The sequence below is a fragment of the Pseudomonas sp. WS 5059 genome (assembly GCF_012985525.1).
Lineage (GTDB): Bacteria > Pseudomonadota > Gammaproteobacteria > Pseudomonadales > Pseudomonadaceae > Aquipseudomonas.
In genome coordinates, this window is record NZ_JAAQWO010000002.1 from 315,286 (window position 1) to 326,688 (window position 11,403).

General features: G+C 58.5%; 13 protein-coding genes. 10 read left to right on the plus strand and 3 right to left on the minus strand.

Features of this window, described 5'->3' with window-relative positions; all coding sequences use genetic code 11:
• Positions 1 to 12: 12 nt before the first annotated feature.
• Entirely contained in the window at positions 13 to 1,053 is a 1,041-nt protein-coding gene (locus HBO12_RS06205) for an NADP(H)-dependent aldo-keto reductase (RefSeq protein ID WP_170041732.1), read from the minus strand.
• Positions 1,054 to 1,301: 248 nt separating this feature from the next.
• On the opposite strand from HBO12_RS06205, the gene rplM reads away from it, so the two are divergent.
• From rplM to HBO12_RS06245, 8 genes are all read left to right on the plus strand, one after another.
• The gene (rplM, locus tag HBO12_RS06210; RefSeq protein ID WP_029291908.1) at positions 1,302 to 1,730 is read left to right on the plus strand and encodes a 50S ribosomal protein L13; all 429 of its coding nucleotides are present in this window, start codon (positions 1,302 to 1,304) and stop codon (positions 1,728 to 1,730) included.
• Positions 1,731 to 1,744: 14 nt separating this feature from the next.
• Positions 1,745 to 2,137 (plus strand): 30S ribosomal protein S9, encoded by a 393-nt coding sequence (gene rpsI, locus HBO12_RS06215; RefSeq protein ID WP_003171743.1) that lies wholly within the window; start codon positions 1,745 to 1,747, stop codon positions 2,135 to 2,137.
• A 267-nt stretch (positions 2,138 to 2,404) separates the two neighbouring features.
• A complete protein-coding gene (gene petA / locus HBO12_RS06220; RefSeq protein WP_038443372.1) occupies positions 2,405 to 2,998 on the plus strand; it encodes a ubiquinol-cytochrome c reductase iron-sulfur subunit in 594 nt (197 codons plus the stop codon).
• A complete protein-coding gene (locus HBO12_RS06225; protein WP_003188526.1) occupies positions 2,998 to 4,209 on the plus strand; it encodes a cytochrome b in 1,212 nt (403 codons plus the stop codon). The genes petA and HBO12_RS06225 overlap by 1 nt, the downstream gene beginning before the upstream one ends.
• Positions 4,209 to 4,988: a cytochrome c1 gene (locus HBO12_RS06230; protein WP_169950943.1), complete on the plus strand. Its 780-nt coding sequence runs from the start codon at positions 4,209 to 4,211 to the stop codon at positions 4,986 to 4,988. The genes HBO12_RS06225 and HBO12_RS06230 overlap by 1 nt, the downstream gene beginning before the upstream one ends.
• A gap of 150 nt (positions 4,989 to 5,138) precedes the next feature.
• Entirely contained in the window at positions 5,139 to 5,756 is a 618-nt protein-coding gene (locus HBO12_RS06235) for a glutathione S-transferase N-terminal domain-containing protein (protein WP_027604841.1), read from the plus strand.
• Positions 5,757 to 5,773: 17 nt separating this feature from the next.
• A complete protein-coding gene (locus HBO12_RS06240; RefSeq protein WP_057438071.1) occupies positions 5,774 to 6,187 on the plus strand; it encodes a ClpXP protease specificity-enhancing factor in 414 nt (137 codons plus the stop codon).
• 158 nt (positions 6,188 to 6,345) lie between these two features.
• The gene (locus HBO12_RS06245; protein WP_169950939.1) at positions 6,346 to 7,095 is read left to right on the plus strand and encodes a FadR/GntR family transcriptional regulator; all 750 of its coding nucleotides are present in this window, start codon (positions 6,346 to 6,348) and stop codon (positions 7,093 to 7,095) included.
• Positions 7,096 to 7,119: 24 nt separating this feature from the next.
• Here the strand turns inward: HBO12_RS06245 and HBO12_RS06250 are convergent, their stop codons facing one another.
• Entirely contained in the window at positions 7,120 to 7,317 is a 198-nt protein-coding gene (locus tag HBO12_RS06250; protein ID WP_169950937.1) for a hypothetical protein, read from the minus strand.
• A 192-nt stretch (positions 7,318 to 7,509) separates the two neighbouring features.
• Positions 7,510 to 8,667: a phospholipase gene (locus HBO12_RS06255; protein WP_170041733.1), complete on the minus strand. Its 1,158-nt coding sequence runs from the start codon at positions 8,665 to 8,667 to the stop codon at positions 7,510 to 7,512.
• Positions 8,668 to 8,894: 227 nt separating this feature from the next.
• Between HBO12_RS06255 and kdgD the strand changes: the two genes are divergently transcribed.
• Positions 8,895 to 9,806, plus strand: coding sequence for a 5-dehydro-4-deoxyglucarate dehydratase (gene kdgD / locus HBO12_RS06260; protein ID WP_029291893.1), 912 nt, complete (start codon positions 8,895 to 8,897; stop codon positions 9,804 to 9,806).
• Between the two features lie 54 nt (positions 9,807 to 9,860).
• The gene (locus HBO12_RS06265; protein WP_170041734.1) at positions 9,861 to 11,306 is read left to right on the plus strand and encodes an aldehyde dehydrogenase family protein; all 1,446 of its coding nucleotides are present in this window, start codon (positions 9,861 to 9,863) and stop codon (positions 11,304 to 11,306) included.
• Positions 11,307 to 11,403 lie beyond the last annotated feature (97 nt).

The following is an 11,403-nucleotide window of genomic DNA, read 5'->3' on the forward strand; positions in this document are numbered from 1 at the left end:
TCTAGAGATCAATCAAGGCGCAGGATTGGGATGATCCTTCTGAATCGCCTCGATCCCCTCCAGCACCTCTTTCGACAGCTTCAGGTCAGCACTGGCGATGTTGCTGTCCAACTGCGCAAGCGTCGTCGCCCCAATGATATTGCTGGTCACAAACGGCTGTTGCGTCACAAACGCCAGGGCCATCTGCGCCGGGTCCAGGCCGTGCTCGCGGGCCAGGGCCACATAGCGGCTGCACGCAGCTTCCGATTGCGGGTTGAAGTAGCGGCTGAAGCGGCTGTACAGGCTCAAGCGGCCCTTGGCCGGCCGTGCGCCGCCTTCGTACTTGCCGCTGAGCATGCCGAACGCCAACGGCGAGTACGCCAGCAAGCCACATTGTTCACGGATGGCAATCTCCGCCAGGCCCACCTCAAAGCTGCGGTTGAGCAGGTTGTAGGGGTTCTGGATCGACACCGCGCGGGTCCAGCCACGGGCCTCGGCCAGGGCCAGGAACTTCATGGTGCCCCACGGCGTTTCATTGGACAGGCCGATATGGCGGATCTTGCCGGCCTTGACCTGCTCGTCGAGGGCTTCGAGGGTTTCTTCAAGTGGCGTCAGGTCGGGTTCTTCCTGGTGCTTGTAGCTCAGTTGGCCGAAGAAGTTGGTGCTGCGTTCCGGCCAGTGCAACTGGTACAGGTCGATCCAGTCGGTCTGCAGGCGCTTGAGGCTCGCGTCCAGGGCGTCGATGATGTGTTTGCGGTTGTGCTTGAGCTGGCCGTCGCGGATGTAGTCGATGGTGTTGCCGGGCCCGGCGATCTTGCTGGCGAGGATCCAGTCGGCGCGGTCGCCACGGCTCTTGAAGTAATTGCCGATGTAGCGCTCGGTGGTGGCGTAGGTGTCGGCCTTGGGCGGCACCGGGTACATTTCTGCGGTATCGAGGAAGTTGATCCCTGCGCCTTTGGCCCGCTCAATCTGGGCGAAGGCCTCTGCCTCGGTGTTCTGCTCGCCCCAGGTCATGGTCCCGAGGCAGATCGCGCTTACGTTCAGATCGGTCCGGCCCAGCTTTCGATAATCCATCGGGTACTCCTTTGGGGAAAACAATCATAAAAGCAGGTTGAATTTTTTTTCGCAATCTGCATAATTGCCCACCTCTTTCTGCAGTGGAAGTGATGCGCCGCCTGCCGAAGAATCTTGCCGTTGAACGGACGCGCTGACCCGAGCCCCCGATAGCGTCTGTATCCGGCTGCCTTTGACTTGTCAAAGTACGCACTATTCAGTAAGATCCGCCGTCTAATTTACAGTGCGGCCCCTGAGGCTATTAAAGAATGACAACTTTTACTGCAAAACCGGAAACAGTTCAGCGCGACTGGTTTGTCGTCGACGCCGCTGGTCAGACCCTGGGTCGTCTGGCCACTGAAGTCGCCAGCCGTCTGCGTGGCAAGCACAAGCCTGAGTACACCCCTCACGTCGATACCGGTGACTACATCGTGATCATCAACGCTGAGCAGGTTCGTGTAACCGGCAACAAAGCAAGCGACAAAATGTACTACCGTCACTCCGGTTTCCCAGGCGGTATCAAGTCTTCGAACTTCGAAGGCCTGATTGCCAAGAAGCCTGAAGCCCCGATCGAGATCGCGGTTAAAGGTATGCTGCCGAAGGGCCCACTGGGTCGCGACATGTATCGCAAGCTGAAAGTCTATGCGGGCGCTGCTCACCCTCATGCTGCTCAGCAGCCCCAAGAACTGAAGTTTTAACGGAATAGTTCATTATGTCGGCGACTCAAAATTACGGCACTGGCCGTCGCAAAACCGCAACCGCACGCGTTTTCCTGCGTCCGGGCACTGGTAACATCTCGATCAACAACCGCACTCTGGACAACTTCTTCGGCCGCGAAACTGCCCGCATGGTAGTTCGTCAGCCGCTGGAACTGACCGAGACCGTTGAAAAGTTCGACATCTACGTCACCGTTATCGGTGGCGGTGTAAGTGGTCAAGCTGGCGCAATCCGCCACGGTATCACTCGCGCTCTGATGCAGTACGACGAAACCCTGCGCGGCGCTCTGCGCAAAGCTGGCTTCGTGACTCGCGATGCCCGTGAAGTTGAACGTAAGAAAGTCGGTCTGCGTAAAGCGCGTAAGCGTCCGCAGTACTCGAAGCGTTAATTCGCTTTACGTTCCACAAAAACGCCCAGCCTCCTCACGGAGCTGGGCGTTTTTTATTGCCCGCGTTTTATGCGGGTTTTTTCTGTGTGACAACTTGCCACATCCGTAGACCCCCTATACTACAAGGCTTGGAAGCTAGGCTGCGGGTAATTACCTTGTCAGAGGTGGGGCTTTTCATTACCATTCGGCAAAATTTTTATAAGTTCAGATTTAATACTTAGTAGACGCCTGATTTAACAGGCCAAAAAGCTGATGGGAGAGGACTGAATGAGCAATGACGGCGTGAATGCAGGCCGGCGTCGCTTCTTGGTAGCAGCCACATCCGTGGTGGGTGCTGCAGGAGCGGTGGGGGCTGCGGTCCCGTTCGTGGGGTCATGGTTTCCCAGTGCCAAGGCGAAAGCCGCAGGTGCACCGGTGAAGGTGAATGTCAGCAAGATCGAGCCAGGCCAGCAGATGATTGCTGAATGGCGCGGCCAGCCAGTATTCATCGTTCGTCGTACCGAGGAAATCCTGGGGAATCTGAAGAAGATCGAGGGCCAGTTGTCTGACCCCGAGTCCAAGAATTCCGACCAACCCGCCTACGCCCAAAACGAAGTGCGTTCGATCAAGCCAGAGATTCTGTTGCTGGTCGGTCTTTGCACACACCTGGGTTGCTCGCCGACCTTCCGCCCGGAAGTCGCGCCAGTGGACCTGGGCAAGGACTGGGTCGGTGGCTATTTCTGCCCTTGCCACGGTTCCCACTACGACCTGGCCGGTCGCGTCTACAAGTCCCAGCCTGCTCCGTTGAACCTGCCGGTTCCGCCGCACAACTACGAATCTGACGACGTTATTGTCATTGGTGTCGATAAGGAGAGCGCGTAATGAGCAAGTTCATGGATTGGGTGGATGCGCGCTTCCCCGCTACCAAAATGTGGGAAGACCATCTCAGCAAGTATTACGCGCCGAAGAACTTCAACTTCTTCTACTTCTTTGGTTCCCTGGCATTGCTGGTACTGGTCAACCAGATCGTTACCGGTGTCTGGCTGACCATGAGCTACACCCCGTCGGCGGAAGAAGCGTTTGCCTCCGTCGAATACATCATGCGCGACGTCGAGTACGGCTCGATCCTGCGCCTGCTGCACTCCACCGGCGCTTCGGCGTTCTTTATCGTGGTCTATCTGCACATGTTCCGTGGCTTGCTCTACGGCTCGTACCAGAAGCCGCGTGAGCTGGTATGGGTGTTCGGCATGCTGATCTACCTGGCGCTGATGGCAGAGGCCTTCATGGGCTACCTGCTGCCGTGGGGCCAGATGTCCTACTGGGGCGCCCAGGTGATCATCTCGCTGTTTGGTGCGATTCCGGTCATCGGTAACGACCTGACCCAGTGGATCCGTGGTGACTACCTGATCTCCGGGATTACCCTGAACCGCTTCTTTGCCCTGCATGTGGTGGCCTTGCCGATCGTGATTCTCGGCCTGGTGGTGCTGCACATCCTGGCGCTGCACGAAGTGGGTTCGAACAACCCGGACGGCGTGGATATCAAGAAGCACAAGGACGAGAACGGCATTCCGCTGGACGGCATTCCATTCCACCCTTACTACACCGTGAAAGATATCGTCGGCGTAGTGGTGTTCCTGTTCGTGTTCTGCTCGATTGTGTTCTTCTTCCCGGAAATGGGCGGCTATTTCCTCGAAAAGCCGAACTTCGAACAGGCCAACGCATTCAAGACCCCGGAACACATTGCCCCGGTCTGGTACTTCACGCCGTTCTACGCCATTTTGCGGGCAATCCCCGACAAGCTCATGGGCGTGATCGCCATGGGTGCGGCCATCGCCGTGCTGTTCGTGTTGCCATGGCTCGACCGTAGCCCGGTCAAGTCCATGCGCTACAAGGGTTGGCTGAGCAAGATCTGGCTGTGGGTGTTCTGCATTTCGTTCGTGATCCTGGGTGTGTTGGGCGTACTGGCGCCGACCCCAGAGCGCACGTTGCTGTCGCAGGTCTGCACCTTCCTGTACTTCGCCTACTTCATTCTGATGCCGTTCTACACCCGGCTCGAGAAGACAAAACCGGTTCCGGAAAGGGTGACTGGCTGATGAAAAAATTATTCGCTGCATTGATTCTTGCTGCCCTGCCGGTATTGGCCTTCGCGGCCGAGCACGGCGCAGAGCTGGAAAAAGTCGACATCGACGTTTCTGACAAGGCCGCCATGCAAGACGGCGCCCGTACGTTCGCCAACTACTGCATGGGCTGCCACAGTGCCAAGTTCCAGCGTTACGAGCGGGTTGCCGATGACCTGGGTATCCCCCATGAGCTGATGCTCAAGAACCTGGTGTTCACCGGTGCCAAGATTGGCGACCACATGAACATCGGCATGCAACCGGCCGACGCCAAGGCCTGGTTCGGGGCTGCGCCGCCCGACCTGACCCTGGTAGCGCGCGTACGTGGCACCGACTGGCTGTACGGCTACCTGAAATCGTTCTACGAAGACCCTACACGTCCCTGGGGCGTGAACAACAAGGTCTTCCCGAACGTCGGTATGCCTAACGTGCTGGTCGGCCTGCAAGGGCGCCAGGTGGTAGGATGCAAGCAGGTTCAAGTCGTGGAAAACGGCAAGAAGCAATATGACCCGCTGACCGGCACGCCGTTGACCCATGAGGCCTGTGATCAACTGACCATCGTGCCCAAGAGCGGTGCGCTGAACGAGGAGCAGTTCGACGAGAAGGTCAAGAACCTGGTGACCTTCCTGGCGTACTCCGCCAACCCGGTCAAACTGGAGCATCAACGCATCGGTACCTATGTGTTGCTGTACCTGGCTTTCTTCTTCGTATTCGCTTATTTGCTCAAGCGTGAATACTGGAAGGATGTGCATTGATCCAACCTTAGGCAATTGCTGTTAATCTTGCGCGCCCAGCGACGTCTCTGAACGGGTAACGCTCTGGTTGATCCAGGTGTTACGAGAGATGCTTTCTGGGCGCGCTCGTTTTTGAGCTTTCGATAATTTCAACAAGCGAGGAGGACCGCCATGGGCGTGACCAACCGGTTGGCCTGTTACTCCGACCCCGCCGACCACTATTCCCACCGAGTACGCATCGTACTCGCAGAGAAGGGTGTCAGCGCCGAGATCATCAGTGTGGAGGTGGGTCGTCATCCGCCGAAACTGATCGAAGTGAACCCTTACGGCAGCTTGCCCACCCTAGTCGATCGTGACCTGGCGTTGTGGGAGTCAACCGTGGTGATGGAATATCTGGATGAGCGTTACCCCCATCCACCTTTGCTGCCGGTGTATCCGGTGGCGCGTGCCAACAGCCGCCTGCTGATCCATCGGATCCAGCGTGACTGGTGCGGGCTGGTGGATCTGATTCTGGATACACGCAGCAAAGAAGCTGCCCGTGTGCAGGCGCGCAAGGAATTGCGCGAGAGCCTGACCGGGGTTTCGCCGCTGTTCGCCGACAAACCTTTTTTCCTCAGTGAGGAACAAAGCCTGGTGGATTGCTGCCTATTACCCATACTCTGGCGTTTGCCGATTCTGGGCATTGAACTGCCGCGGCCTGCCAAGCCGCTGCTTGATTACATGGAGCGCCAGTTTGCGCGTGAGGCTTTCCAGGCAAGTCTGTCTGGCGTCGAACGTGATATGCGCTAAGGCTTAAGGAGCCGTTGATGAACTCCAGTCGACCTTACCTGGTCCGCGCGCTCTACGAGTGGATTGTGGACAACGATTGCACCCCGCACATGCTGGTCAATTCCGAGTTTCCTGCGGTGCAGGTACCACAAGGTTTTGCCAGTGACGGACAGATTGTCCTGAACGTTTCGCCCAGTGCCGTACGCCAACTGCACATGGACAATGAAGCGGTCAGCTTTGAAGGGCGTTTTGGTGGGGTACCCCATACGCTCTATGTGCCCATCGGCGCGATCTTGGGGATTTATGCCCGGGAAAATGGCCAGGGCATGGTGTTTGATCTGGAGTCGTCCCTTGAAGACGACGAAGCGATTGAAATTGAAGATGATCTGCCGCCACCTGATTCCGAGCCACCGCGCCCTAGCGGCCGGCCGAGCTTGAAAGTGGTGAAGTGACACAACATGCGCCTGCGGGCATGTGTTGAAAGTGCCCCGGCTTAGGCTGGGGCATTTTTTTGCGCGCGATAAGCTTTGGGCAAATCATCCAGAGCGGTGATCGTACAACCCGCTTGGGCTATGATGCCCCTTTGAATCATCGAGATAGTTGCCTGCCCATGGAAAACCCCAGCACAGCCCCGCGTCTTCCCCGCAAGCGCCGTAGCCTTGCCCAGGAACTGGTCACGGTGTTGTCCGAGCAGATCCGCGATGGTCAGCTCAAGCGTGGCGACAAGCTGCCCACCGAGTCAGCGATCATGGAAGCCCATGGGGTCAGCCGCACGGTGGTGCGCGAGGCAATCTCGCGGCTGCAGGCAGCTGGGCAGGTGGAAACCCGGCATGGCATCGGCACCTTTGTGCTGGATACGCCGAGCCCCAGCGGGTTTCGCATTGATCCGGCGACCGTGGTCACGCTGCGTGATGTACTGGCGATCCTCGAGTTGCGCATCAGCCTGGAAGTAGAGTCCGCCGGCCTCGCGGCCCAGCGTCGCAATGACGAACAGCTGGCAGCAATGCGCGCAGCCCTCGATGCGTTGAATGAAAGTGCGGCGCACGCCAGTGATGCAGTGGCCTCGGACTTCCAGTTCCATCTGCAGATTGCCTTGTCCACCGGCAACCGCTACTTCACCGACATCATGACCCACCTGGGCACCAGCATTATCCCGCGCACCCGCCTGAACTCAGCGCGCCTGGCCCATGACGACCAGCAGCACTACATGAGCCGCCTGAGCCGTGAGCACGAAGAGATTTATGAGGCGATTGCCCGCCAGGATTCGGATGCGGCGCGGGCGGCGATGAGATTGCATTTGACTAATAGTCGAGAGCGGCTGCGCCAGGCTCATGAAGAGGCGCAGGCGCAGCGCGGATAATTCGATGCCTGCCAGGAAGGCATGTCACGCCAAGAAAAAGTCGATTTGGGTAACTTCACCATTGTTGATATGGAAGTTCTTGCCCAGGACCAGGGCCGGCGGGTCACCGTCAAGTTGAATGGTGTCACCAATATTGGGTAGGTCCACAGGATCGATGTTCTGCGTCGATGCCTTGGAATTATTGGATTTGGATTTAAATGTGCATTTTTTTTCGGTAGCCATGGTGTGCCTCACTGGTTGTGGATGAGTAAAGGGCCTCCAAGGTGACTGCACCTGCTGCATGTGCTGAGGTAACCCGGCGGTCGCACCCAATCTAGGGGCAGCGAGCCCGTCGCCGATACTGTCAGAATTCACAGTGACGACGAACGGTCCCCTGTGTACGAGTCATCCGCCCACAGGGGAACTATGGCTACCTCAAGGCTGCGGCTTGTTCGGCTTGTAATCCTTAAGCAACAAATACGTACTCCACCCCCACCAATCATTGGTCCATTGCTTGTCGTTCAGGTTGTTGACGTCCTTGCGTCGCAACACCTTGTCGCCCTCAGCCTTGAACAGTGGCGAAAAGTTGTTCGCCGGGTTGTTCGCCGCATTCAGGTCCGGCACGTGCAGCGGTGCCTTGAACGTGGCCGGGGAGGGCGCGATACCGCTGATGTACGCGTCGAAGATCTCATCGGCCGAAGACTGCACCGCACGCTTGACCTGGGTGCGGTTGGCGGCGTCATTGCTATCGAAATAGCGTTTGTCGCCATAGGCATGCCACTCATCGCCCAGGGCATTGCGTACATTGAGCCCGAACTTGCTGTCTTCATCGTGCATAAAGCGGCTGATCAACGACCCCAGTTCACCCGGTGTCACCACGGCCGCCAGTTGTTTGCGTGGGACGCGCAGGTGCCCTGCGGAAAACAGGTCGGTCAAGAAGTGATCAGCAAAGCTGTTCATGGCGTAAGCCAGTTCCAATTGCTGGCCACTGCCGCTTTGGTGGGCCACGACCGCTTGTTGCAGGGCGGCGGTATGCCCAGCTAGGTAGGCAGACAGCGCCCATTCGCCGAAATGGTCGGCATTATCGGCCGCCAGCTTCAGGTAGCGCCCCAGGGGAACCATGGCTGAAACCACGCTGCCACCGCCAGTGATGCGGTTCCACTCTTCGGACAACGTATCTCCTAGCGCGTCGTAGGCCTCATGGGGTTGCTTGCCATCCTGTATGGCCTGCTTCACTGCGTTGATCTCTTTTTGCATGACTGCGAGGATTTTGCCCGCTTCCTCCCGTGACGCCGGCAAAGTTGCCAGCGAGTTAAACGCGGCGATGAAACGCTGCACACGCTCGGTGGGTGACGCACCGTCACTGATGGGCTGGCCGGGAATCCCGTAGAAATCGCCGCCCAGGGCAATGATCTGGCCATAGGTCAGGGCCAGGCCGTTGGGCAGGTGCAGTTGGACTTTTGCCCCAGCAATTGCTGGCTTGCCCGGGACAAAACGCAGCAGGGTCTCGTCGCCAATGGCGGTGTGCTCGCCGCCTTCGAAGCGTAGGGCGGGGATAGGGTTTTCGGTGTTGATCGATTTTAGTTCTGACATGTTAGCTCCTTGCTATGTCGTATGAATCTTCCTTGATAGCTGTATGTATATACAGCTGTCGCAAGCATAGAGGAATAATTTCCTACGTCAAGGCGCTCTCAATAACCGACCGCAAAACCCTGGCAAGCCGACGAAATAACATTGACGGATGATTTTATAGTTGTACGATGACGTACAACATTAACAACAACTGTTCATCGATAGTCTTTACCCAGGGTGTTCGAATAATGAATCCACAAGAACTGAAGTCCATCCTCTCCCACGGTCTGCTGTCTTTTCCGGTGACCGATTTCAATGCCCAGGGCGATTTCAACCAGGCAGGCTATATCAAACGCCTGGAGTGGCTGGCCCCTTACGGCGCCACAGCCTTGTTCGCAGCGGGCGGCACCGGTGAGTTTTTCTCCCTGGCGGCCAGTGAATATTCCCAAGTGGTGAAAACCGCAGTGGATACCTGCGCCACCAGCGTGCCGATCCTCGCCGGTGTTGGCGGCTCTACTCGCCAGGCCATCGAGTACGCCCAGGAAGCCGAGCGCTTGGGGGCCAAGGGTCTGCTGCTGTTACCGCACTACCTGACCGAAGCCAGCCAGGACGGGGTTGCCGCCCACGTCGAAGCCGTGTGCAAGTCGGTAAAAATCGGCGTGGTGGTCTACAACCGCAACGTCTGCCGCCTGACCGCGCCGCTGCTTGAGCGCCTGGCCGAACGTTGCCCGAACCTGATTGGCTATAAGGATGGCCTGGGCGATATCGAGCTGATGGTGTCGATCCGCCGTCGCCTCGGTGATCGTTTCAGCTACCTGGGCGGGTTGCCGACCGCAGAGGTTTACGCCGCTGCCTACAAGGCCCTCGGCGTGCCGGTGTACTCCTCGGCGGTCTTCAACTTCATTCCTAAGACCGCAATGGACTTCTACCACGCGATTGCCCGGGAGGATCACGCCACCGTCGACAAGATCATCGACGACTTCTTCCTGCCTTACCTGGACATCCGTAACCGCAAGGCCGGCTACGCCGTAAGCATCGTCAAGGCGGGCGCAAAAATCGCCGGCTATGACGCAGGCCCGGTGCGCACCCCGCTCACCGATCTGTTGCCAGAAGAATACGAAGCCCTGGCCGCGCTGATCGACAAGCAAGGCGCGCAGTAACCCATTAATAAAGCCGCTGAGTGATCAGCGGCTTTTTGCGTAAGGAGAAGATGCGTGTCCCAAGCCAAGCGTTTTGACAACTACATCGGTGGCCAGTGGGTGGCCGGTGCTGACTACTCAAGCAATATCAACCCGTCGGATCTGTCGGATGTCATCGGCGATTTCGCCAAAGCCGACGTGGCTCAGGTCCACGCCGCTATCGACGCCGCCCGCGCGGCGTTCCCGGCATGGTCGACCTCCGGTATCCAGGCCCGGCATGACGCCCTGGATAAAGTCGGCAGCGAGATCCTCGCGCGCCGCGAAGAGCTCGGTACGCTGCTGGCCCGCGAAGAGGGCAAGACCCTGCCGGAAGCCATCGGCGAAGTGACCCGTGCCGGTAATATCTTTAAATTCTTTGCCGGCGAGTGCTTGCGCCTGTCCGGTGACTACCTGCCGTCTGTACGCCCGGGGGTCAACGTCGAGGTCACGCGCGAAGCCCTGGGCGTGGTGGGCCTGATCACCCCGTGGAACTTTCCGATTGCGATCCCCGCCTGGAAAATCGCCCCGGCCCTGGCCTACGGCAACTGCGTGGTGCTCAAGCCGGCAGACCTGGTGCCCGGCTGTGCCTGGGCCCTGGCCGAAATCATCTCCCGTGCAGGCTTTCCCAGTGGTGTGTTCAACCTGGTGATGGGCAGCGGCCGGGTAGTGGGCGATGCGCTGGTCCATAGCCCGAAGGTCGACGGCATCAGCTTCACCGGTTCCGTGGGCGTGGGCCGGCAGATCGCGGTCAGTTGCGTTTCGCGTCAGGCCAAGGTGCAGTTGGAAATGGGCGGCAAGAACCCGCAGATCATTCTCGACGATGCCGACCTCAAGCAGGCTGTCGAGTTGTCGGTACAGAGCGCGTTCTACTCCACCGGCCAGCGCTGCACGGCATCCAGTCGCTTTATCGTGACCGCCGGGATTCATGACCAATTCGTCGCCGCCGTGGCCGAGCGCATGCAGTCGATCAAGGTTGGCCATGCCCTGCATGCCGGGACCGACATTGGCCCGGTGGTGTCCCAGGCCCAGTTGGACCAGGACCTGAAGTACATCGACATCGGCCAGAGCGAAGGCGCGCGGCTGGTCAGCGGTGGTGGCCTGGTGACGTGTGACACCCAAGGCTACTTCCTCGCGCCGACTCTGTTTGCCGACAGCGAAGCCGCCATGCGCATCAGCCGTGAAGAAATCTTCGGCCCGGTGGCCAATGTGGTGCGCGTGGCGGACTACGAGGCAGCACTGGCCATGGCCAACGACACCGAGTTCGGGCTGTCGGCGGGCATTGCCACCACCTCGCTCAAGTACGCCAACCACTTCAAGCGCCACTCCCAGGCCGGGATGGTGATGGTCAACCTGCCGACGGCGGGCGTGGATTATCACGTTCCCTTCGGGGGTCGCAAGGGTTCATCCTACGGGTCGCGTGAGCAAGGTCGCTATGCGCAGGAGTTCTACACCGTGGTGAAAACCAGCTACATCGGTTCGTAAACGCAATAAATGTGGGAGCAGGCTTGCCTGCTCCCACAAAAAAGCAGTGCGCAGCACCAACACGACAATTACCCGCAAAAAAAATAATTAGTGGGAG

Excerpts from the sequence above, each read along its gene's own strand:
- HBO12_RS06205 (WP_170041732.1), bottom strand. The coding sequence starts at position 1,053 with ATGGATTATCGAAAGCTGGGCCGGACCGATCTGAACGTAAGCGCGATC.
- rplM (WP_029291908.1), top strand. The coding sequence starts at position 1,302 with ATGACAACTTTTACTGCAAAACCGGAAACAGTTCAGCGCGACTGGTTT.
- rpsI (WP_003171743.1), top strand. The coding sequence starts at position 1,745 with ATGTCGGCGACTCAAAATTACGGCACTGGCCGTCGCAAAACCGCAACC.
- petA (WP_038443372.1), top strand. The coding sequence starts at position 2,405 with ATGAGCAATGACGGCGTGAATGCAGGCCGGCGTCGCTTCTTGGTAGCA.
- HBO12_RS06225 (WP_003188526.1), top strand. The coding sequence starts at position 2,998 with ATGAGCAAGTTCATGGATTGGGTGGATGCGCGCTTCCCCGCTACCAAA.
- HBO12_RS06230 (WP_169950943.1), top strand. The coding sequence starts at position 4,209 with ATGAAAAAATTATTCGCTGCATTGATTCTTGCTGCCCTGCCGGTATTG.
- HBO12_RS06235 (WP_027604841.1), top strand. The coding sequence starts at position 5,139 with ATGGGCGTGACCAACCGGTTGGCCTGTTACTCCGACCCCGCCGACCAC.
- HBO12_RS06240 (WP_057438071.1), top strand. The coding sequence starts at position 5,774 with ATGAACTCCAGTCGACCTTACCTGGTCCGCGCGCTCTACGAGTGGATT.
- HBO12_RS06245 (WP_169950939.1), top strand. The coding sequence starts at position 6,346 with ATGGAAAACCCCAGCACAGCCCCGCGTCTTCCCCGCAAGCGCCGTAGC.
- HBO12_RS06250 (WP_169950937.1), bottom strand. The coding sequence starts at position 7,317 with ATGGCTACCGAAAAAAAATGCACATTTAAATCCAAATCCAATAATTCC.
- HBO12_RS06255 (WP_170041733.1), bottom strand. The coding sequence starts at position 8,667 with ATGTCAGAACTAAAATCGATCAACACCGAAAACCCTATCCCCGCCCTA.
- kdgD (WP_029291893.1), top strand. The coding sequence starts at position 8,895 with ATGAATCCACAAGAACTGAAGTCCATCCTCTCCCACGGTCTGCTGTCT.